Source organism: Pseudocitrobacter sp. 73 (assembly GCF_008369545.1).
Taxonomy (GTDB): domain Bacteria; phylum Pseudomonadota; class Gammaproteobacteria; order Enterobacterales; family Enterobacteriaceae; genus Pseudocitrobacter; species Pseudocitrobacter vendiensis.
This window is the reverse complement of sequence record NZ_VTZO01000032.1, coordinates 60,407-82,092: the sequence shown is the minus strand read 5'-3', so window position 1 is coordinate 82,092 and position 21,686 is coordinate 60,407. Positions and strand designations below refer to the sequence as shown.

The 21,686-nt window shown below is 54.8% G+C and carries 22 protein-coding genes; 6 read left to right on the top strand and 16 right to left on the bottom strand.

The window, feature by feature from the left end; translation table 11 throughout:
- Positions 1–2: 2 nt before the first annotated feature.
- Positions 3–1,166 carry an acetyl-CoA C-acyltransferase FadA gene (gene fadA / locus F0Q32_RS23360; protein ID WP_149464904.1) on the top strand — a complete coding sequence of 388 codons (1,164 nt, stop codon included), beginning with the start codon at positions 3–5 and terminating at the stop codon, positions 1,164–1,166.
- An 84-nt stretch (positions 1,167–1,250) separates the two neighbouring features.
- Here the strand turns inward: fadA and fre are convergent, their stop codons facing one another.
- Positions 1,251–1,952: an NAD(P)H-flavin reductase gene (fre, locus tag F0Q32_RS23355; protein ID WP_108476882.1), complete on the bottom strand. Its 702-nt coding sequence runs from the start codon at positions 1,950–1,952 to the stop codon at positions 1,251–1,253.
- 85 nt (positions 1,953–2,037) lie between these two features.
- Positions 2,038–3,522 (bottom strand): 4-hydroxy-3-polyprenylbenzoate decarboxylase, encoded by a 1,485-nt coding sequence (gene ubiD, locus F0Q32_RS23350; protein WP_015966403.1) that lies wholly within the window; start codon positions 3,520–3,522, stop codon positions 2,038–2,040.
- A gap of 175 nt (positions 3,523–3,697) precedes the next feature.
- On the opposite strand from ubiD, the gene rfaH reads away from it, so the two are divergent.
- Complete coding sequence (gene rfaH, locus F0Q32_RS23345) at positions 3,698–4,195, top strand: transcription/translation regulatory transformer protein RfaH (RefSeq protein ID WP_149464903.1); 498 nt, start codon at positions 3,698–3,700, stop codon at positions 4,193–4,195.
- Here the strand turns inward: rfaH and tatD are convergent.
- From tatD to udp, 9 genes are all read right to left on the bottom strand, one after another.
- On the bottom strand, positions 4,192–4,974 hold the full coding sequence (gene tatD, locus F0Q32_RS23340) for a 3'-5' ssDNA/RNA exonuclease TatD (RefSeq protein ID WP_149464902.1): 783 nt from the start codon (positions 4,972–4,974) through the stop codon (positions 4,192–4,194). The genes rfaH and tatD overlap by 4 nt on opposite strands.
- 39 nt (positions 4,975–5,013) lie before the next feature.
- Positions 5,014–5,790 (bottom strand): Sec-independent protein translocase subunit TatC, encoded by a 777-nt coding sequence (gene tatC, locus F0Q32_RS23335; protein ID WP_108476886.1) that lies wholly within the window; start codon positions 5,788–5,790, stop codon positions 5,014–5,016.
- Positions 5,791–5,792: 2 nt separating this feature from the next.
- Positions 5,793–6,329, bottom strand: coding sequence for a Sec-independent protein translocase protein TatB (gene tatB, locus F0Q32_RS23330; RefSeq protein ID WP_108476887.1), 537 nt, complete (start codon positions 6,327–6,329; stop codon positions 5,793–5,795).
- A 3-nt stretch (positions 6,330–6,332) separates the two neighbouring features.
- Positions 6,333–6,587 carry a Sec-independent protein translocase subunit TatA gene (gene tatA / locus F0Q32_RS23325; protein WP_149464901.1) on the bottom strand — a complete coding sequence of 85 codons (255 nt, stop codon included), beginning with the start codon at positions 6,585–6,587 and terminating at the stop codon, positions 6,333–6,335.
- Between the two features lie 78 nt (positions 6,588–6,665).
- Positions 6,666–8,306, bottom strand: coding sequence for a ubiquinone biosynthesis regulatory protein kinase UbiB (gene ubiB, locus F0Q32_RS23320; protein ID WP_149464900.1), 1,641 nt, complete (start codon positions 8,304–8,306; stop codon positions 6,666–6,668).
- On the bottom strand, positions 8,303–8,908 hold the full coding sequence (locus F0Q32_RS23315) for an SCP2 domain-containing protein (RefSeq protein WP_149464899.1): 606 nt from the start codon (positions 8,906–8,908) through the stop codon (positions 8,303–8,305). Before F0Q32_RS23315 ends, ubiB begins: the two co-directional genes overlap by 4 nt.
- 12 nt (positions 8,909–8,920) lie before the next feature.
- Positions 8,921–9,676, bottom strand: a complete 756-nt coding sequence (gene ubiE, locus F0Q32_RS23310) for a bifunctional demethylmenaquinone methyltransferase/2-methoxy-6-polyprenyl-1,4-benzoquinol methylase UbiE (protein WP_015966411.1) — start codon at positions 9,674–9,676, stop codon at positions 8,921–8,923.
- 95 nt (positions 9,677–9,771) lie between these two features.
- Positions 9,772–11,181, bottom strand: coding sequence for a DNA recombination protein RmuC (gene rmuC / locus F0Q32_RS23305; protein WP_149464898.1), 1,410 nt, complete (start codon positions 11,179–11,181; stop codon positions 9,772–9,774).
- 137 nt (positions 11,182–11,318) lie between these two features.
- A complete protein-coding gene (udp, locus tag F0Q32_RS23300; protein WP_015966413.1) occupies positions 11,319–12,080 on the bottom strand; it encodes a uridine phosphorylase in 762 nt (253 codons plus the stop codon).
- Between the two features lie 251 nt (positions 12,081–12,331).
- Here udp and F0Q32_RS23295 point away from each other — a divergent pair, with 251 nt between their 5' ends.
- A complete protein-coding gene (locus F0Q32_RS23295; protein ID WP_149464897.1) occupies positions 12,332–13,138 on the top strand; it encodes a dienelactone hydrolase family protein in 807 nt (268 codons plus the stop codon).
- Positions 13,139–13,181: 43 nt separating this feature from the next.
- On the opposite strand, the gene metE is transcribed toward F0Q32_RS23295, so the two are convergent.
- Positions 13,182–15,443 (bottom strand): 5-methyltetrahydropteroyltriglutamate--homocysteine S-methyltransferase, encoded by a 2,262-nt coding sequence (metE, locus tag F0Q32_RS23290; protein ID WP_149464896.1) that lies wholly within the window; start codon positions 15,441–15,443, stop codon positions 13,182–13,184.
- Between the two features lie 117 nt (positions 15,444–15,560).
- Between metE and metR the strand changes: the two genes are divergently transcribed.
- A complete protein-coding gene (gene metR, locus F0Q32_RS23285) occupies positions 15,561–16,514 on the top strand; it encodes an HTH-type transcriptional regulator MetR (RefSeq protein WP_149464895.1) in 954 nt (317 codons plus the stop codon).
- Here metR and bioP read toward each other — a convergent pair.
- The 3 genes from bioP to pldB all read right to left on the bottom strand — a co-directional run bounded on the left by bioP (position 16,402) and on the right by pldB (position 19,221).
- On the bottom strand, positions 16,402–17,301 hold the full coding sequence (gene bioP, locus F0Q32_RS23280) for a biotin transporter (RefSeq protein WP_149464894.1): 900 nt from the start codon (positions 17,299–17,301) through the stop codon (positions 16,402–16,404). The genes metR and bioP overlap by 113 nt on opposite strands.
- Positions 17,302–17,386: 85 nt before the next feature.
- Complete coding sequence (gene yigL / locus F0Q32_RS23275) at positions 17,387–18,187, bottom strand: sugar/pyridoxal phosphate phosphatase YigL (protein ID WP_149464893.1); 801 nt, start codon at positions 18,185–18,187, stop codon at positions 17,387–17,389.
- Positions 18,188–18,228: 41 nt separating this feature from the next.
- Positions 18,229–19,221, bottom strand: coding sequence for a lysophospholipase L2 (gene pldB, locus F0Q32_RS23270; RefSeq protein WP_149464892.1), 993 nt, complete (start codon positions 19,219–19,221; stop codon positions 18,229–18,231).
- Positions 19,222–19,331: 110 nt separating this feature from the next.
- Here pldB and rhtB point away from each other — a divergent pair, with 110 nt between their 5' ends.
- Both rhtB and F0Q32_RS23260 read left to right on the top strand, forming a co-directional pair.
- On the top strand, positions 19,332–19,952 hold the full coding sequence (gene rhtB, locus F0Q32_RS23265) for a homoserine/homoserine lactone efflux protein (protein ID WP_149464891.1): 621 nt from the start codon (positions 19,332–19,334) through the stop codon (positions 19,950–19,952).
- A 157-nt stretch (positions 19,953–20,109) separates the two neighbouring features.
- Positions 20,110–20,994 (top strand): Rpn family recombination-promoting nuclease/putative transposase, encoded by an 885-nt coding sequence (locus F0Q32_RS23260; protein WP_149464890.1) that lies wholly within the window; start codon positions 20,110–20,112, stop codon positions 20,992–20,994.
- Between the two features lie 41 nt (positions 20,995–21,035).
- Here the strand turns inward: F0Q32_RS23260 and rhtC are convergent, their stop codons facing one another.
- Complete coding sequence (rhtC, locus tag F0Q32_RS23255; protein WP_149464889.1) at positions 21,036–21,656, bottom strand: threonine export protein RhtC; 621 nt, start codon at positions 21,654–21,656, stop codon at positions 21,036–21,038.
- Positions 21,657–21,686 lie beyond the last annotated feature (30 nt).

The following is a 21,686-nucleotide window of genomic DNA, read 5'->3' as shown; positions in this document are numbered from 1 at the left end:
CAATGGAACAGGTTGTCATTGTCGATGCAATTCGTACCCCGATGGGCCGTTCAAAAGGCGGCGCATTCCGCCATGTGCGCGCGGAAGATCTCTCGGCGCACCTGATGCGTAGCCTGCTGGCGCGCAACCCGGCGTTGGAAGCGGCGTCTCTTGATGATATTTACTGGGGCTGCGTGCAGCAGACGCTGGAGCAGGGTTTTAACATTGCCCGTAACGCCGCCCTTCTGGCGGAAGTACCGCACTCAGTTCCGGCAAATACCGTTAACCGACTGTGTGGCTCGTCGATGCAAGCGTTGCACGATGCCGCGCGCATGATCATGACCGGTGATGCGCACGCCTGTCTTCTCGGCGGTGTTGAACATATGGGCCACGTGCCGATGAGCCACGGCGTCGATTTCCACCCAGGTTTAAGCCGTAACGTCGCTAAAGCGGCGGGCATGATGGGCTTAACCGCCGAAATGCTGGCGCGGATGCACGGCATCAGCCGTGAGATGCAGGACGCTTTTGCCGCCCGCTCTCACGCACGTGCCTGGGCCGCAACCCAGTCCGGCGCGTTCAAAAATGAGATCGTCCCGACCGGTGGACACGATGCCGATGGCGTTCTGAAGCAGTTTAACTACGATGAGGTGATTCGACCGGAAACCACCGTTGAAGCGCTCGCAACGCTGAAACCGGCATTCGACCCGGTCACCGGCACGGTTACCGCTGGTTCCTCTTCCGCGCTTTCCGATGGCGCTTCCGCCATGCTGGTCATGAGCGAAAGTCGCGCCCGCGAACTGGGCTTCACGCCACGCGCGCGCATTCGCTCAATGGCGGTTGTCGGCTGCGATCCGTCTATCATGGGTTATGGCCCGGTTCCGGCTTCTAAGCTGGCGCTGAAAAAAGCGGGCCTGTCGGTAAGCGATATCGACCTGTTTGAAATGAACGAAGCGTTTGCCGCGCAGATCCTGCCATGTATTAAAGATCTGGGGCTGACAGAACAGATAGACGAGAAGATCAACCTCAACGGTGGGGCGATCGCGCTGGGTCATCCGTTGGGATGTTCAGGTGCGCGTATCAGTACCACGCTGCTGAACCTGATGGAACGCAAAGACGCCCAGTTCGGCCTGGCAACGATGTGTATCGGGTTAGGTCAGGGGATTGCGACCGTATTTGAACGCGTATAAGTGCTTGTAGGCCGGAGTCCCGGCCTACACATTAACAGATTAGTTGCCGTTCTTCCCGCCTGTCAGGGGCGGGTTTTTTATTGCTTAAATAAAGGCAAACGCATCGCCAAACAGGCGGTCTTCACGCGCCTGACGTTCATTGCAGAACAGGTCACGGGCGATTTTCGCCATCTCGAAACGGCCTGCAATATAGATATCATGCTCCGCCAGCGTACCGTAATCCTGCAATACTGCCGTCAGCACGGTACCGGAGCGGCCACGCCACTCATCATCAGGCTGCTCAACAACCGGGATAACATTCAGCTTCGGATGATTAACCGTTAACGCTTCCAGCTCGGCCAGGTCATACAGATGTTTCTCTTCACGACCGCCCCAGTAGATGGTGACATCACGGTTAGGGTTACGCTTCAGTGCAGTCAGCAGAATGGAGCGCACGTAGGAGAAGCCCGTACCGCCCGCGATTAAAATCAGCGGACGTTCTTCATCGTCGCGCAGCCAGGCTTCGCCATGAGGAATATCAACGACAATTTCGCGATCCTTCAGAATGCGATCCATAACCGCCATCGCGTACAGATTCAGCTCCGATGCGCCAATATGCAGTTCGATATAGTCCTGCTGATCCGGCGTGGAGGCCATGGAGAACGGACGCTTATCACGCTCATCCATCACGACCATTAAATACTGACCCGCCTGGAACGAGAATGGGGCTTCGGGTACTAAACGGACGCGATATACAGTGTCGGTGATGGCATCTACCGAGGTCACTTTACAGCTTAAAATTGTCATGCGCTCCCTCTGTCGGATCTTATAGTCATTTCAGGGTCTGAATAGTGCCCCAATCATCAGTGCCTGAACAGGCAGAACAGCCGCGCTAATCGCGTTTGCTGTCGCTAAAAATGGCCAGCTCATCCCAGATAGCGTCAATACGCGCCGTAACCGCCGGATCTTTTTTGATCGGACGCCCCCATTCACGTTGGGTTTCTCCTGGCCATTTATTGGTGGCATCCAGCCCCATTTTTGACCCCAGACCGGAAACCGGCGAGGCAAAATCCAGATAATCTATCGGCGTGTTTTCCACCAGTACTGTATCCCGTGCGGGGTCCATACGGGTGGTAATGGCCCAGATAACATCATTCCAGTCACGCGCATTCACATCGTCATCGCAGACGATAACAAACTTGGTGTACATAAACTGGCGTAAAAACGACCATACGCCCATCATCACCCGTTTCGCGTGACCGGCGTACTGTTTTTTCATCGTAACAACCGCCAGGCGGTAAGAACAGCCTTCAGGCGGCAGGTAAAAGTCGACAATTTCCGGGAACTGCTTTTGCAGAATCGGTACGAAGACTTCGTTTAACGCCACACCCAACACCGCCGGTTCATCAGGCGGACGTCCGGTGTAGGTCGAGTGATAAATCGCATCATCGCGCTGGGTAATATGCGTGACGGTAAACACCGGGAAGTTATCCACTTCGTTGTAGTAACCCGTGTGGTCACCATAGGGTCCTTCCGGCGCCATCTCACCGATTTCGATATACCCTTCCAGCACGATTTCCGCGCTGGCAGGTACTTCAAGGTCGTTGGAAACGCACTTCACCACTTCGGTTTTAGTCCCACGCAACAAACCGGCGAACGCGTATTCCGACAGCGTATCCGGCACCGGCGTGACCGCGCCGAGAATCGTCGCAGGGTCGGCGCCCAGCGCCACGGAGACCGGGAATCGCTCGCCCGGATGCGCCGCGCACCACTCCTGAAAATCGAGCGCGCCGCCGCGATGCGACAACCAGCGCATAATCAGTTTGTTTTTGCCGATCACCTGTTGGCGATAAATGCCCAGATTCTGCCGCTCTTTGTGCGGGCCGCGCGTAACCGTCAGCCCCCAGGTGATTAGCGGTGCCGCATCTTCAGGCCAGCAGGTCATCACCGGAATACGCGATAAATCAACGTCATCACCGGAGATAATTTTTTGCTGACAGGGCGCGCCACGCAGACGCTTAGTCGGCATGTTAAGCACTTGTTTGAAATGAGGGAGTTTATCGAAGAGGTCACGGAACCCTTTCGGTGGTTCAGGCTCCTTCAGGAAGGCCAGCAGTTTCCCCACTTCGCGCAGTGCGCTGACATCCTCCTGCCCCATCCCCATCGCCACGCGCTTTGGCGTTCCGAACAGGTTACACAGCACCGGCATGTCGTAACCCGTTGGGTTCTCAAACAGTAACGCCGGGCCGCCAGCACGCAGGGTGCGATCGGCAATTTCGGTGATTTCCAGGTGAGGATCTACAGGTAACGTAATACGTTTCAGTTCGCCCTGTTGCTCCAGCAATGTCAGAAAGTCGCGTAGATCGTGGTATTTCATGGGGAAATTAATGGCCTCCTGGTAAGCGCCTCATTATACGGCGAATGCGGCTGTGATGCTGTATTTTTGTTAAAATCACGTGAACCAATACGCTCGACTTATCGCTATCAGTTATCATCGCGATCGCATCACACTTTTGTTATGCTTGCACGCTACATTGTGGAAAAGAGTCATTATGCAAGCCTGGTATTTACTGTACTGCAAACGCGGTCAACTTCAGCGCGCTCAGGAACATCTTGAACGGCAGGCAGTGAGTTGCCTGACGCCCATGATCACCCTGGAGAAAATCGTACGCGGTAAGCGTACTTCAGTCAGTGAACCGCTTTTCCCCAACTACCTTTTTGTTGAATTTGACCCGGAAGTGATTCATACCACTACCATTAATGCGACGCGTGGCGTCAGCCATTTTGTGCGTTTTGGTATGCATCCGGCCACGGTTCCTTCCAGTGTTATTCATCAGCTTTCGGTGTATAAGCCGGAAGGCGTTACCGATCCCAGCACGCCGTACCCCGGCGACAGCGTGGTAATTACTGAAGGCGCATTCGAAGGTCTGCAGGCAATTTTCTCTGAACCTGACGGCGAAGCCCGCTCGATGTTGCTGCTCAATCTGCTCAACAAGCAGGTCATGCAAAGCGTGAAGAACACCGATTTTCGCAAAACCGACAGCAACTAAAACGTAATATTAAACAGTGCCTTGACGTTATTGTCAGTGACGGATGCCAGCCATTGAGCCTCTTCGCCGCGCCAGTGGGCAATTTGCGCCAGGATGTGCGCCACGTAGGCAGGTTCGTTGCGTCGTGATTTCGGTTTTGGCGACAGGTCGCGCGGCAGTAAATAAGGCGCATCCGTTTCAATCATCAATCGCTCTGCCGGAATAAAGGGCAGCAGCTCGCGCAGTTCCAGCCCGCGACGCTCGTCGCAAACCCAGCCGGTTATGCCGATATACAGGCCGCGGTCGACACAGGCCTGCATCTCTTCACGTGTGCCGGTGAAGCAGTGCAAAACCCCGCCCGGCAGCTTATTCAGCCACGGGTCGAGCAATGCCAGAAAACGGTCATGAGCGTCCCGACAGTGCATAAAGACCGGCATCGACAGTTCCGCCGCCAGTGCCAGCTGCGCGCTAAACGCCGCTTCCTGCTCTGCTGGGGTAGAGAAATTGCGGTTGAAGTCCAGCCCGCATTCACCAATCGCCACCACTTCCGGCTGCTGCGCCAGTTTACGGATGCTCGCTTCCACTTCCGGGTTCCAGCTGCTGCTATCGTGCGGATGCACACCCGCAGTGGACCAGCACCCGGCAAACCGCTGTGCCAGCCGTTGCGCTTCTTCGCTTTCATGTCGATTGGTACAGGTCAGCAGCATCCCACTGACGCCTGCAGCCTGAGCGCGGGCGATAACGTCATCGCGATCCTGGGAAAACTGCGAGCTGGTAAGGTTTACGCCAATATCAAACATCTCGGCTCCATACGAAAACCGCCCTGACGGGCGGTGATATTATTCTTCGTTTTTATCGGCTTCAGCTTCGGCTTCCGCATCTTCGTCACGCGTCGCTCGCTTGCCGGTATAGAAGCGGGCGAAGAACACGCCGACCTCAAACAGACAGTACATCGGTATCGCCAGCAAGGTTTGCGAGAAGACATCCGGCGGCGTCAACAGCATACCAATAACGAACGCACCAACCAGTACGTACGGGCGCTTTTTACGCAGATCTTCCGGCGTGGTCACGCCCACCCAGCAAAGCAGCACAATCGCTACCGGCACTTCGAAGGAAACCCCGAACGCGATGAACAGCGACATCACAAAATCGAGGTAGCTCTTGATATCGGTCGAGACCAGTACGCCCGCAGGCGCGGCATGCGTCAGGAAACCGAACGCCAGAGGGAACACCACGAAATAGGCAAAAGCCATACCGGTATAGAACAGCACCGTACTGGAAACCAGCAGCGGCACCACCAGACGGCGTTCATGCTTATACAGCGCAGGCGCAACAAAGGCCCACACCTGATAAAGGATCACCGGGGCCGACAGGATAATCGACACCATGAAGGTCAGCTTGATGGGGGTGAAGAACGGTGATGCGACATCCGTTGCAATCATCGTCGCCCCAACGGGCATCTGCCGGATCAGCGGTGCAGAGACCAGTTGATAGATATCGTTGGCGAAATAGACTAACGCCAGAAAAATGATGAACACCGCCATGATGCTGTTAAGCAGACGCTTACGCAGTTCAATCAGGTGCGACACCAGCGGTTGAGTATCTTCTACGCCCATGTTTACGATTTATCACTTGATGCAGGGGATGAATCAGGAACGGAGGCGGTTTTTTTCTCTTTTTCAGAGTCACCAACCGCCGCCGCTTCTGGCGTGTGGGTTTCAGCGGGGGATGGTACCTGCTCGTCGGTACTGGCCTGATGTTCGGCCGTCGACGGGGTAACCCCGGCGCGCTGTTCCTCGCTGTCCTTCACTATCGGGTTATGGATAGTGTTGGCTTCATCACTCGCCTTTTCAGGATCGTGGATGGAGTAAGAGCGCTTCATAGATTCCGCCGCTTCACGCAGCTCATCCATCGACGCCTTCAGCTCTGGCGATAGGGTATCCAGGCTCGCTTTCTCCACTTTTTTCAGGCTGTCCTGAAATTCCTGAAGTTTAAGCTCCTGGGTCAGCTCGTTTTGCACCGTTGTCGCCAGAGAGCGCAGCGCGCGAATCCAGCCAACAACCGTTTTAACCGCAACCGGCAGACGTTTTGGCCCCAACACGACAAGGCCAATCACGAACACCAGCAGCAGTTCACTGAAACCAATATCAAACACGAATTACACCTGCTCGTTGTCGTGGCGTTTCGCTTCGTCTTTTTTCACGTCTTCCTGCTTATCAGTAATTGATTTTGCAGTGAAGTCCGCATCCTGAGTCGACTTGTCTTTCTTGTCATCGTCATCACCCATGGCTTTCTTAAAGCCCTTGATGGACGCACCCAAATCAGACCCCAGCGAGCTCAGCTTTTTAGTCCCGAAAAGCAGAACCACGATAACGACGATAATCAGCAACTGCCAAATACTAATACCACCCATACATCTTCCTCTGTGATAGATGATGAAATAACCATTGACGCATTATACGTATGCGCCCTCGTGATAGCGATGCAAAATTCAGCGCGTTTTACGCCAGCCAGCGAACCATACCACCAGCCCCGCGCCCATGAGCCACGCGGGCATGAAGCCCCATTCCGGGCGATTTATTAGCAGTAGTGTACCGCTCAATAATAAAACAGCACCTATACCAAAGAGATACCGTGACTGACCCTGACGGGTACGATGCACGGTGATGTCGCCGGCAAGCTTATCCAAACTGCTCTGTAAATGTTTGCTCTGGCGCAAACTGTCGTACACCAGTTCCGGTAATTCGGGCATTTTTTCGATCCAGAACGGCGCTTTTGCTTTCAACGCGCGAACCAGCGCCGGAATGCCTATCTGATCTTTCAGCCAGGATTCCAGGAACGGCTTCGCCGTTTGCCATAAATCGAGCTGCGGATAAAGCTGTCGCCCCACGCCTTCCACATAAAGCAGCGTTTTTTGCAGCAGCACCAGCTGCGGCTGCACTTCCATGTTGAAACGGCGCGCAGTGTTAAATAAGTTTAGCAACACATGCCCGAAGGAGATTTCCGCCAGCGGTTTCTCGAAGATAGGTTCACAAACGGTACGAATCGCGAACTCGAAATCTTCAACGTTGGTATCCGGCGGTACCCAGCCAGAATCAACGTGTAGCTCGGCCACTTTGCGGTAGTCTCGGTTAAAGAAGGCGATGAAGTTCTCCGCCAGATAGCGCTTATCTTCTTTATTCAGCGAGCCAACAATACCGCAGTCGATGCCGATATATTGCGGATCTTCCGGGTGCTCGTAGCTGACAAAAATATTGCCCGGGTGCATGTCCGCATGGAAAAAGCTGTCGCGGAAGACCTGGGTGAAGAAGACCTGCACGCCACGCTCTGCCAGCAGTTTCATGTTGGTATTTTGCTTCAGTAACGCTTCGGTATCCGACACCGGAATACCGTAAATGCGCTCCATCACCATCATGTTTTCGCTGCAATAGTCGGAGTACACTTCCGGCACATAGAGCATCGGGCTGTCTTCGAAATTGCGCCGCAGCTGAATGGCGTTCGCCGCTTCGCGCAGCAAATTCAGCTCATCAATCAGCGTTTTTTCATAGTCGCGCACCACTTCAACCGGGCGCAGGCGACGACCATCTGGCAGCAGGCGAGGAACCCAACGCGCCAGACGGTAGATAAGTTTCATATCCGCTTTGATAACCGGCAGGATGTCCGGGCGGATGACCTTGATCACTACCTCTTTGCCATTCTCTTTCAGACGCGCGGTGTGCACCTGAGCAATCGACGCGGACGCCAGCGGATTAATATCAAAATCGTCAAACCAACTTTCGATAGGGAGATCCCCCATCGCTTTTTCCATCAGCTTTTGCGCTTGTAAGCCGTCAAACGGCGCAACGCGGTCCTGAAGCATACTGAGCTGGTCGGCAATATGCGGCGGGAAGAGATCGCGGCGGGTAGAGAGCATCTGGCCGAGTTTGATCCAAACCGGGCCTAACTCCTGCAATGCCAGACGCATGCGTTCACCCAGCGGGCGGTCTTTGTGGCGATTTGGCATCCAGAACAGCATCCGACGCCAGATTCGCAGCGGCAGGGTGATGCGCATTTTGGGAATGAGCTCATCGAGCCCGTAACTCAAAAAGGTGTGGATGATAAAATACAGGCGCCGTAATTCTCCTGGCGTCATTTCCCCTCCAGTTTTTCCAGCCGCTTCGTCAGCGCTTCAACGGCGCGTTCCACGGCCATTGTCTCTTCAGCGAACCAGGCTAATTCCAGCGCGCCGGGCGCCAGTCGCCACTCTTCGGTAACGGCCTCCGCCACGTAATGCTGTTGGCGAGCCAGACCTTGCTGCAGGAACTTCGCGCCGCCGCGCAGGACTTTACTGACGCCTTCGGCGGCGATATCACCGGTATAGGGCGCCAGCAACTCTGCCGGGTCAAACTCGGCCAGGTCGGCCAGCGCGACAAGGTTTTGCACGACCTGGATGTCACCCTGCACTTCCAGGTCACCGTTGCGGATGAGTGCCGTCAGTTGCTGACGATTACGCAGTTGCGGCAGGACGCCGATACGCGTCGCGACAGTACAGTCGGCCTCGCCTTCCCACGCCCCCAGCACATCGACCTGCCGCTCGCTAAACACCAGCACCAGCGGCGACGTGAACTCTTTGAGTTCAACGCGCAACACTTTCCCCACCAGACGCTGCCGGGCAGGTTTAAGCGCCCGCTCACGCCACAGAAAAGTGTTCAGCGCCGTTTCGATGCCGGCAGTCACTAAGGGTTTTAAAGGCATCTGGCCCTCCTGTCAGAACTTATAGCCACGATGCAACGCCACAATGCCTGCCGTCAGGTTGAAGTACTCAACGCTATCCATCCCGGCATCCTGCATCATCGCTTTCAGGGTTTCCTGATCGGGGTGCATACGGATGGATTCCGCCAGATAGCGGTAGCTTTCTGCATCATTCGCCACCATTTCACCAATGCGCGGCAGGATGTGGAAGGAGTAAGCATCATAGGCTTTGCTCAGCGGTTCGATGATCGGTTTTGAGAACTCAAGCACCAGCAGGCGACCACCGGGTTTCAGTACGCGATACATCGAGCGCAGCGCTTTTTCTTTGTCGGTAACGTTACGCAGACCGAAAGAGATAGTGATGCAGTCGAAAGTGTTATCCGGGAACGGCAGCGCTTCGGCGTTCGCCTGTACATACTCCACGTTGCCAATAACACCGTGGTTGCGCAGCTTTTCGCGCCCCATTTTCAGCATAGAGTCGTTGATATCAGCCAGCACGACGCGACCGGTTTCTCCCACCATGCGAGAGAACTTCGCCGTTAAATCACCCGTACCGCCTGCCAAATCGAGGACGGTCTGCCCACGACGAACGCCGCTACAGTCAATGGTAAAACGCTTCCATAAACGGTGAATACCAAACGACATTAAGTCGTTCATCACATCGTATTTTGCGGCCACAGAGTGGAAAACGTGAGCGACCATGTCTTCTTTCTGGGATTTGGCGATTGTCTTAAAGCCAAAGTGCGTCGTGTCTTGTGATTCCTCAGCCATCTCTAAGCCTGCTTATAAAGAAAATGTTCATGGAGTGTAACAGATTGGGCGCAATTGCCCTACGATTCAACCCCGTCACACTCCCTCAAACGGGGTTAACCGTTACCTGCGGCCAGGGGATCGTCATCCTCAGAATCAATCCCTTGCCGCAAACGAAACTCATCATCCTGCGCCGTAGCCTGCTCGACTAAATCCGGATTAATCTCGCGTTTCACCTCGACACCGAGGTGACGGAACGCTTCCGTTTGCGCAAGCAGGTTCCCGCGCCCGGAAGAGAGTTTCTTCATCGCCTGACGATAGTTGTCCTGCGCTTTATCCAGGCTCTGCCCAATGGCGGACATATCATCAATAAACAGGCGCATTTTGTCGTACAGACGGCTGGCCCGTTCAGCGATCTGCTGTGCATTGCGGCTCTGGTGCTCATAACGCCAGAGATTGGCAATGGTACGCAGTGCTACCAATAAAGTAGTAGGACTTACCAGCATAATGTTATTTTTTAAAGCTTCATTGATCAGTTCGGGCTGTCGGTCTAATGCCAGCAAAAAGGCGGGTTCGACAGGGATAAACATCAGGACGTAGTCCAGCGATCGTAGCCCCGGAAGCTGTTGATAATCTTTTCGACCCAGCAGGCGAATATGATTACGCACCGCCGCGATGTGCTCCTGGAGCGCCAGTTCACGGGTGTAATCGTCTTCGGCATTGAAATAACGCTCATAGGCCACCAGCGTCATTTTGGCATCCACCACGACATCCTTTCCCTGTGGCAGGCGAACAATGACGTCCGGCTGCATACGGGCGCGGGTATCGGTTTCGATACTGACCTGAGTTTCGTATTCGTAACCCTCCCGCAGGCCAGAAGCTTCCAGTACACGCGTCAGCACCACTTCGCCCCAGTTGCCCTGAGTTTTATTGTCGCCTTTTAACGCGCGCGTCAGGTTGACGGCTTCACGCGTCATCTGTTCATTCAGCTGTTGCAGATTACGAATTTCATGGGCAAGCGTATGGCGCTCTTTTGCTTCCTGACCAAAGCTGTCCTGCACCTGGCGACGAAAACCATCAAGCTGCTCGCGCAACGGAGTAAGCAAACTGTTGAGGCTTTGACGGTTTTGCTCATCAACCCGACGATTGCTGTGTTCAAAGATACGATTCGCCAGGTTTTCAAACTGCTCGCTCAGACGCTGCTCGCTGTTGATCATCTGGCGAATTTTGTCCTCAGCATGGTGTTGCGTGGCTTCAAGTCGGGTGGTCACTTCACGCAGATCGGCCTCCAGCGAGGTGTTGATTTCACGCAGGCTGCGCAGTTCATTATTCAGCAGCTCACACTCCTCGCGCCAGTGCGCGTTTTGCGCCAGCTGTTGCTTCGCGGCGCTCAGTTCGCCGTAGATATCACGTTCTTCGGCCAGTTGTTCCGCCCGCTGCTGCGCCACACGATAGCTCGCGGCCAGCCAGCCCAGCGCAACACCCGCCAGTGCAACCAGAAAATAAATAAGAATGGCGATATCCACAATGCCCCCTGCATGAACGACTTACGGCAAAAATAGAATTGTGCTGTATAAATGTCCAGTTTGAAAGGGTTTTCCTGCGAGGAGGTACGCAAATTGAAAAAGGCCGAACGTGTCGGCCTTTAAGAAGAGAAGAAGGATTACAGCAGGCGGCGTGCCGCTTCCACAACGATTTTCACCGCATGGCTTTCGGTTTGTTTCATCGTCTCAGCGTTCGGAATCTCCTGCTGAGTACGGTTCACAATCACGCCTGCAACCATCCCTGCGCGCAGCCCCTGGCTGGAGCACATGGTCAGCAGCGTCGCGGATTCCATCTCGTAGTTCATCACGCCCATCGACTGCCACTCTTCCATGGAGCCTTTGAAGCGGCTAACCACGCGGCCTGAGAAGGTATCGTAGCGTTCCTGACCCGGATAGAAGGTGTCGGAAGAGGCCGTTACGCCAACGTGGGTGGTCGCGCCAATCTCTTTAGCTGCCGCCACCAGCGCGGTGGTGCAGTCGAAATCCGCTACTGCCGGATATTCCATCGGTGCAAAGTGCAGGCTCGCGCCGTCCAGACGAACGGATGCGGTGGTGACCAGTACGTCGCCCACGTTGATATGCGGCTGAATCGCACCGGTAGTGCCGACGCGCAGGAAAGTGCGGATACCCAGTTGGGCCAGCTCTTCAACGGCAATAGAAGTGGATGGGCCGCCGATACCGGTGGAGCATACAATCACCGGCTTGCCATCAAGTTCAGCACGCCAGGAGGTAAATTCGCGGTGAGATGCCAGTTTGACCGGCTTTTCCATCAGCGCGGCGATCTTTTCCACACGCTCTGGATCGCCAGGGACGATAGCGAGCGTAGCCCCTTGTAAATCATTTTTGGTGAGGCCGAGATGAAAAACATCAGACTTAGACATAGAAAACTCCTCTGTGGATCGGGTTTGTCAGAAGAAGCAAAAAGCCACTTTACAGAAGACGGAGGCAACATTTCGTGACCACCGTCACCTGGAGTCAAAAATATTGCATAAGATTCCACGCAAAAAGTGATTCACATCACATTAACAAGTTATATCTTCCGTTGTTGCACAAAAATCGCCCGTCTTCAGGCACTGTGATTTGTCTATATTAAAGAAGCGCTAAAAGCTCATTTAAAGGTACGGAGAATGCCATGACCAACAACCAACCTGGATTTGCACCTGCCGCATCCCCTCACGCCGCTACTGCCGTTCATACTTCTGACGAGGCGATTATTGCCGGCGAGACCTCTATTCCGTCTCAGGGCGATTTACTGCCCGCTTACCACGCGCGTCCAAAACAGAGCGATGGCCCGCTTCCGGTGGTAATCGTAGTGCAGGAGATTTTTGGCGTCCATGAACATATCCGCGATATCTGCCGTCGCCTGGCAAAAGAGGGCTATCTTGCCGTCGCGCCGGAGCTCTATTTCCGTCAGGGTGATCCCAATGATTATGCCGATATCCCGACCCTCTTTAATAATCTGGTCATGAAAGTCCCTGACGCACAGGTGCTGGCCGATCTTGACCACGTTGCCAACTGGGCATCACGCAATGGTGGGGATGCCAGCCGCCTGATGATCACGGGCTTCTGTTGGGGTGGCCGCATCGCCTGGCTGTATGCCGCGCATAACCCGCAGTTAAAAGCCGCCGTCGCCTGGTATGGGAAATTACTGGGCGATAAATCACTGAATTCACCGAAACATCCTGTCGATATCGCCGTCGAACTCAATGCGCCGGTACTGGGTTTATACGGTGGTCAGGATACCGGCATTCCGGTTGATACGGTGGACACCATGCGCCAGGCGTTGCGCGCTGCGAATGCCAAAGCGGATATTATTGTTTACCCCGATGCCGGGCATGCGTTCAATGCGGATTATCGTCCGAGCTATCATGAGGAATCTGCGAAAGATGGCTGGCAGAGAATGCTGGCGTGGTTTGCGCAGTATGGCGCGAAAAAATAAACGCTTTGCCCGGTAGCGCTTTCGCTTACCGGGCCTGTTAAACTTACCCTCGACGCAGATTCTGCGCCGCTTGCACCATGTTCGCCAGCGCCGCGCGCGTCTCTGGCCAGCCGCGGGTTTTCAGGCCACAGTCCGGGTTGACCCACAGGCGTTCCGCCGGGATGCGCTGTTCGGCTTTCTTCAGCAGCGCTTCAATCCACTCCACGCTCGGCACGTTCGGTGAATGAATGTCATATACGCCAGGCCCGATTTCGTTCGGGTAATCAAACTCTTCAAATGATTCCAGCAACTCCATGTCGGAACGCGAGGTTTCGATAGTGATGACGTCTGCATCCAGCGCGGCAATGGAATCCATGATGTCATTGAACTCGCAGTAACACATATGCGTGTGGATTTGCGTGTCATCTTTCGCCACGGCGGCGTTAATACGGAAGGCTTCCACGCCCCACTGGAGATACGCGTCCCAGTCGCAGCGGCGCAGCGGTAAGCCTTCGCGCAGTGCCGGTTCGTCAATCTGGATGATGCCAATTCCAGCGGCTTCCAGGTCCGCCACTTCATCACGCAGCGCCAGCGCAATCTGTTTGGCGATGGTTTCACGGCTCACGTCTTCACGCGGGAAGGACCAGCAGAGAATGGTCACCGGGCCAGTCAGCATCCCTTTCACCGGCTTGTCAGTCAGCGACTGCGCATATTTTGCCCACTCCACGGTGATCGGAGCCGGGCGGCTGACGTCACCAATAACAATCGGCGGTTTCACACAGCGGGAACCGTAGCTCTGCACCCAGCCGTTTTGCGTAAAGACGAAGCCGTCCAGATGTTCGCCAAAGTACTCCACCATGTCGTTACGCTCGGCCTCGCCGTGAACCAGGACATCAAGCCCTAAACGTTCCTGCTCCACAATGGCCTGTTTAATCTGTTCCGCAATGCCCGTGCGGTAGTTGTTGGCATCAAGATTACCCTTTTTGAAATCCAGGCGCAGGGTGCGAATTTCCGTGGTTTGCGGGAAGGAACCAATCGTGGTGGTCGGCCAGGCAGGCAGGTTAAAACGCGCACGCTGGGCTTGCGCTCGCACGTCATAAGCATTTGCACGCTGGCTATCCTGCGCGGTAATGGCCGCCAGACGTTTTGCTACCGCCGCATTATGAACGCGGGTTGAGTGACGACGCGCCTGAATCGGGGCGCTCCACGCTGCCAGCGCAGACGTATCACCGCTATTGAGCGCATCGCGCAACAGCGCCAGTTCTTCACATTTTTGCAGAGCGAAGGCAAACCAGCTTTTCACCTCCGCATCCAGACGCGTTTCCACACTCAGATCGATTGGGCTGTGCAGCAATGAGCAGGACGATGCCACCCACAGCGAGCGTTTGCCGACGATCTCGCAGATTTGTGCATATTTTTCCGTAAGATCGGCGCGCCAGACGTTACGTCCGTTAATCAACCCGGCGGAGAGCAGCCAGTCGGCAGGCAAGCGCTTATGCAGTTCGGCAACATCATCTTTGCCATGAACCAGGTCAACATGCAGGCCCTGGATCGGCAGAGCAGTAATGGTATCCAGATTAGGTGTGACGCCTTCAAAGTAAGTCGTCAGTAGCAATTTCACCTGCCCCTGAAGAACGTCATAAGCGGATTGATAGGCTTCCCGCCATTCCTGCGGCAGTTCCAGCACCAGCGCCGGTTCATCAATCTGTACCCACTCGATATCGCGTTTTGCCAGCTCACTCAGCACCTGCTGATAAACAGGCAGAAGGTCGTTCAGCAAACTCAGACGATCGAATGCCTCGCCTTTGACTTTACCCAGCCACAGATAGGTCACCGGGCCCAGCAGCACGGGCTTCACTTTATGGCCCAGCGCCAGCGCTTCGTCCACTTCTTCCAGCAGTTGTGTCCAGGTCAGTTTGAACTGCTGGCCTTTGACGAACTCCGGCACCATGTAATGGTAATTAGTGTTAAACCATTTGGTCATTTCGGCTGCTGCCGCCGGTTCACCGGTAGGTGCGCGGCCACGGCCAATGCGGAACAAGGTATCGATATCCACCGATCCATCGCTGTTCTGATGACGAGCCGGAACGTTACCCAGCATCAGGCTGGTCGTCAGAACATGGTCGTACCAGGCGAAGTCGCCCACCGGAAGCAGGTCAATGCCTGCCTGTTTTTGCTGATCCCAGTGACGCGTGCGCAGTTCACGCCCCACTGACAGCAGTTCTTCCTGAGTCGAGTTGCCCGCCCAGTAACTTTCTTGCGCCTTTTTCAGCTCGCGACGCAGGCCAACGCGAGGAAAACCGAGGGTGTGATTAAGAATTGTCATAGTATGCCTCTTATGGAATTTTCATGTTTTAGACGTCCAGATGTTTACACATCCATAATTGGCGGTTACTGTATATTCCTCAAGCGCAAATTGTTCATGCCGAAGTGAAGGACTTTCATGATCGAAGTTAAACATCTGAAGACGCTACAAGCGTTGCGGAACTGCGGGTCGCTCGCCGCTGCGGCGGCCACGCTGCATCAGACCCAATCCGCCCTTTCCCACCAGTTCAGCGATCTGGAACAGCGCCTTGGCTTTCGGCTATTTGTACGTAAGAGCCAGCCACTGCGCTTTACACCGCAGGGCGAGATCCTGCTCCAGTTGGCAAACCAGGTGCTGCCGCAAATCAGTCAGGCGCTTCAGGCCTGTAACGAGCCGCAGCAGACACGTCTGCGCATCGCAATTGAGTGTCATAGCTGCATTCAATGGCTGACGCCTGCACTGGAGAACTTCCATAAGAACTGGCCGCAGGTGGAGATGGATTTTAAATCGGGCGTCACGTTTGACCCGCAACCTGCGCTGCAGCAGGGCGAGCTGGATCTGGTCATGACCTCCGATATTCTGCCGCGCAGCGGGCTGCACTATTCGCCGATGTTTGATTATGAGGTACGTCTGGTTATCGCGCCTGACCATCCACTGGCGGCAAAAACGCGCATTACGCCGAAAGATCTCGCCAGCGAGACGCTGCTGATTTATCCGGTACAGCGCTCGCGCCTGGATATCTGGCGTCACTTTCTGCAACCGGCGGGTATCAGCCCGTCGCTGAAAAGCGTCGATAACACGTTATTGTTGATTCAGATGGTTGCCGCGCGAATGGGGATTGCCGCGCTGCCGCATTGGGTGGTAGAGAGTTTTGAACGCCAGGGTCTGGTGGTGACAAAAACGCTGGGCGAGGGTTTATGGAGCCGGCTGTACGCCGCTGTGCGCGATGGCGAGCAGCGTCAGCCGGTCACGGAGGCGTTTATTCGTTCAGCGCGGAACCACGCGTGCGATCATCTTCCGTTCGTGAAGAGCGCGGAGCGACCCACTTTCGATGCACCCACAGCGACGCCAGGATCACCAGCGCGCCTGTAATGAATGTCGGCCAGTGCGGCTGTTGATGCCAGATAGCCAGGTTAACCAGCAGCCCCGCCGGCACGTGCATGTTGTTCATGATGCCCAGCGTTCCGGCATCTACCTGAGTTGCGCCATAGTTCCACATGAAGTAGCCAATTCCGGAAGCCACCACGCCAAGAAACACCAGAATGCTCCATTGCAGCGTGGTCTCCGGCATCTTCTGAGCATTGCCCAGCAGCGACCATGCCACAATCGCCACCAAAAACGCGCCAAGATAGAACCACGCAAAAGCGTTATGCTGCGGCATTGGGCGGATTTCCATCAGACGTTTGTATCCCACCATGCCAATCGCAAAGGTGATATTGGAGAGCTGCACCAGCAGCAGGCCGGTCCAGAAATGGTCCGTCACCTGATCGTAGCGAATAATCCCCGCACCAATCACCGCCAGCAATGCGCTGAACGCATAGCCCCAGCGCAGGCGGCGCTTACTCATCAGGTCATAAATCAGGGTGATATAGAGCGGCGTCAGCACGGTAAACAGCAATAGTTCGGACACCGTCAGGTAAAGATACGCGCGGAAGCTGAGCATATACATCACGCCAAGCTGCATCGCGCCCACCAGCATATACAAGCTGACCGTTTTCAGGCTGTTGCCACGGGTGCGCAGAAACGGCAGAAATACGAGTGCTGCCAGACCAACGCGCACCAGTACGGCAAAATAGCTGTCGACGTGCCCGGCCAGATACTCACCGTAAAAGCTAAAAGAGAAGGCCCACAGAAGAGTGGTGATAATGAGTAGCGCCACAATGAATGTCTCTCAGGAAGATGAACACGCATTGTAGCGAAGAGAACGGTTGACGACTGAGCAATAAACACTCAGTCGTCATTTTTTAAGCAAGATAGAGCTTACGCAGGTAGTGCGGCACCGCGTCATCGGCATTAGAGCCAATCACTTCCAGTTCCGGATGCAGATCCTTCAGGCGCTGATGCGCCCCGGCCATGATGCAGCCTTTACCCGCCATCGACAGCATTTCGGCATCGTTCATCCCGTCGCCAAACGCGATACAGTCTTTCAGGCTATAACCCAGTTTTTTGGCAACCGCTTCCAACGCATGACCTTTGGAGACACCGCCCGCCATCACTTCCAGACAGGTCAACGTGGAGAAACTCACGTTCACGCGATCGCCCCAACGCGCGTTAATCGCCTGCTCCAGCGGCAGCAAGACTTCATGGTTACTGCTGGTGAAGAAGACTTTGCTGACGCCTTCCGGCTCCAGCAGGCCTGGCTCAAAAAGCTGATAGTTGAACACGGCCTCTTTGAAAAAACGCATCTCTTCCGGGCGATGGCGGTTCATAAACCACTCGTCGTCGCGATAAACGTTGGTGATGATATCGGGGCTGCTGTGCATTACGCCAAAGAGATCGGCGGCAATATCGCGATCGAGATTGTGAGCAAACAGCAGATTACCGTCAGTGTCATGCACGCGCGCACCGTTGGAGGTGATCATATAAGCCTGAATCCCGAGATTATCGCGGATCTGCCCTACGTCGATATGATGGCGGCCGGTCGCAAACACAAAATGAAGCCCTTTTTGGGTCAATAATTTCAGTGTCTCTTTCGCATACGGCGTTAAGCGGTGGTCGGGAGCGAGGAGCGTGCCATCTAAATCAGATGCAACAACCTGGTACATAAGAGAATTCTACCTTTAAGCCTGGCGGCATAAATGCCGGTTTAAGTATGTCGATAGAAAAAATCGACGATAGCATTGAGTGCGACCGAGCGCATGGCGTCCTTTTCAAAAAGGATCTCATGATACGCGCCCTGTATGACAAGCGGTTTACCCCCATCACAGGGATGCCCCGCCGTTGAGCGAAGTTCACAATAGCGGTCATGCATGCGGTTATCCACCACACGCTCTTCTTCCGCCTGAATGATAAGCGTCGGCAGCGTATCGTGGGGCGCACCGGCAATGATGTGCTCACCGGCAATGATCCCCTCGCGAACCCAGTGATAGGTGGGACCGCCCACGCGCAGACGCGGCTCATCGGCATAAAAACGCAGGTTACGCCGATAACGCTGGCGACTGTGCGTCAGAACGTTAAGGCTAAACGGCAGCGCTCGCCAGCGCCCGGTGCCAATGGCATACCCTTCCCGAAGACGCTGATGGCCCTCAGCCCAATCGAGAATATGGCGAACCATCCATTCAGGCAGGCGCATGATAATACCGAACATTGGGGCACAAAGCGCGAGTGCGTCACACTGATGCGGATAACGCTGCAAAAAAAGCGTGGCAATCGCGCCGCCCATTGAGTGCGCGAGAATAAACCGCTTACGCCAATGACCGGGCGCGACCTCCTGTTCCCAGAATGCCGCCAGATCGTCAACGTAGTCGCTGAATTTTACCACATGGCCGCGATGGGTATCCGACAGCATTCGGCCTGAACGCCCCTGACCACGGTGGTCGATAATCAAGACATCAAACCCACTGTGGAAGAGGTCGTAGGCCAGTTCGGCATACTTCACGTAACTTTCGATACGGCCCGGGCAAATAACCACTACGCGATCGTGATGCGCAGAGCAAAACCGCACGAAGCGCACCGCAACGTTATCCACGCCGCGAAATTCCGCTTCTTCACGCTGACGCCAGAAATCCGTCAGCGGCCCCATCGCAAACGCGGCAAACGCGTTTTCTCTTGTTTCCCAGTCCTTTTGCTGCTGAAACATCGGGCTTCCACCCCTGCTAACCGCTGAAAATCGTTTTTTTGTGAGGCCTGACACAACCTTCATACAATAGCGTATTGTGGCATAAAAAACAGATAACCAGGGAGATTCTCATGACCTTTGAGTGGTGGTTTGCTTACCTTCTGACATCCATAATTCTCAGCCTTTCGCCGGGCTCCGGCGCGATCAATACCATGACGACATCCATTAGCCACGGCTATCGCGGCGCGGTCGCCTCCATCGCCGGGTTACAGACCGGGCTCGCGATTCATATCGTGCTGGTTGGCGTTGGCCTGGGGACGCTGTTCTCCCGTTCTGTGCTCGCTTTCGAAGTGCTGAAATGGGCGGGCGCAGCCTATCTTATCTGGCTCGGCATCCAGCAATGGCGCGCGGCGGGGGCAATTGACCTCAACACCCTCGCACAATCGCAGTCACGCTCAAAGCTCTATCGACGTGCGGTGTTTGTGAATCTGACCAACCCGAAAAGCATCGTCTTTTTGGCGGCATTGTTCCCGCAGTTTATCGTGCCCCATCAGCCGCAGTTGATGCAGTATGTGGTGCTCGGCATCACCACCATTGTGGTCGATATTATTGTGATGATTGGCTATGCCACGCTGGCGCAACGAATAGCAAGTTGGATCAAAGGCCCACGCCAGATGAAGGCGCTGAATAAGGTGTTTGGTTCGTTGTTTATGCTGGTTGGCGCGCTGCTGGCGTCGGCGAGGCATGCGTGAAATGGAGGCATGCCCGCAAATTTTAGTGAACGGGAAAAGACGTTAACACCCGCATTCGAGTAAGCTCGGAACCTGCGCTGAAACTTTTTTTTCGCGCTGTTACCGCGTTCATCTCAGTGCCAGAATGCCGCCAGATTTCACACATGGATGATGAAAAATGGCGGATGCAACCACTCCTCATGATGCAGTCTTTAAAGCATTCTTATCCCGGCCAGAAACGGCGCGCGACTTTATGGAAATTCACCTGCCCCCTGCGCTGGTAAACCTCTGTCGCCTCGACACGCTCCATCTGGAAGCTAGCAGTTTTGTAGAAGAGAATCTCCGCCAGTATTACAACGACGTGCTCTATTCGCTGGAAACCAGTAAGGGAAGCGGGTATGTGTATGTTTTGATTGAGCACCAAAGCTCACCAGATGAGAATATGGCCTTTCGTTTGCTTCGCTATGCCATTGCCACCATGCAGCGTCATCTGGAAGCCGGGAACAAAACCCTGCCGCTGGTGATCCCGATTCTGTTTTATCAGGGCAAGCGCAGCCCTTACCCCTGGTCAATGAACTGGCTCGATGCTTTTCCGGATCCGGACACCGCGCGCGAGCTCTATTTTCACGCATTTCCCCTGGTCGACATCACCCTGATCCCCGATGAGGAAATCATGCAGCACCGCAGCATGGCGGCTCTGACGCTGGTTCAGAAGCATATCCGCCAGCGCGACATGGCAACGTTGCTGGATAAACTGGCGCAGCTATTAACGTTAGAGCAGATGAGCGGACAACAAATCCGCACCCTGGTAAAATACATGATGCTGGCAGGTGAAGAAAAAGACGTTCAAACATTACTGTATGGGCTGGCACAGCGCGTGCCGCAACATGGAGAAGAACTGATGACTCTGGCGGAAAAATTATTGAGTGATGGAATGCGACAGGGCAAACAAATAGCCCTTCTCGACGTCGCGAAAACCATGCTGCAACGCGGGTTTGATTTTCAGACCATCATGGAAATGACCGGCCTTTCGCAGGATGACCTTAAGCAGCTTCAGCACTAAGGCGGCTACCCACCCCGATAGGTTCGGAGTGGGTCAATGGGTTAGCGCGAAATAATCAAATGAATGCCGAAGCCCGCGAACAGCGTACCGGCAAAACCATCGATCCACTTCGCTGCTTTCTGGTAGCCACGACGCATGGTCGGCAGCGCGAACAGACTCGCCACCACGGTAAACCAGGCGAGGGTTTCGAGGATAATCATCAGGAAAATGCCCCAGCGCGCATCCGCTCCCACGCTGTCGCCAACGAACAGTGAAAACACAGAGCCAAAATAGATAATCGCTTTCGGGTTCGCCAGGTTGGTCAGCAGCCCTTTCATAAAGCTGCGGCCACTTTTCGCCAGCTCAACCTGCGGTTCCGGTGCGGCGTGATTCTCTTTTTTCAGCGCACTGCGCAGCATCTGATAGCCCATCCAGCAGAGATAAAGACCGCCGCCGACCATAATAATAGTGTGCAACCACGCCATTTTTTCGATGATCAGGTTCAGGCCGAGCAGCGCTACGCCCGCCCACACCATCACGCCACAGGTAATGCCCAGTACGCCCATCATCGCTTCTTTGCGGGAGCGACTGATCGCGGTCTGCGACACGAAAAAGAAGTCCGGGCCCGGGCTCATCAACGCAATGATGTGCACCAGCGCCACTGTCAGAAACAGAGTTAACATAACGTACTCGCGGGGAATAATTCAGTGAGT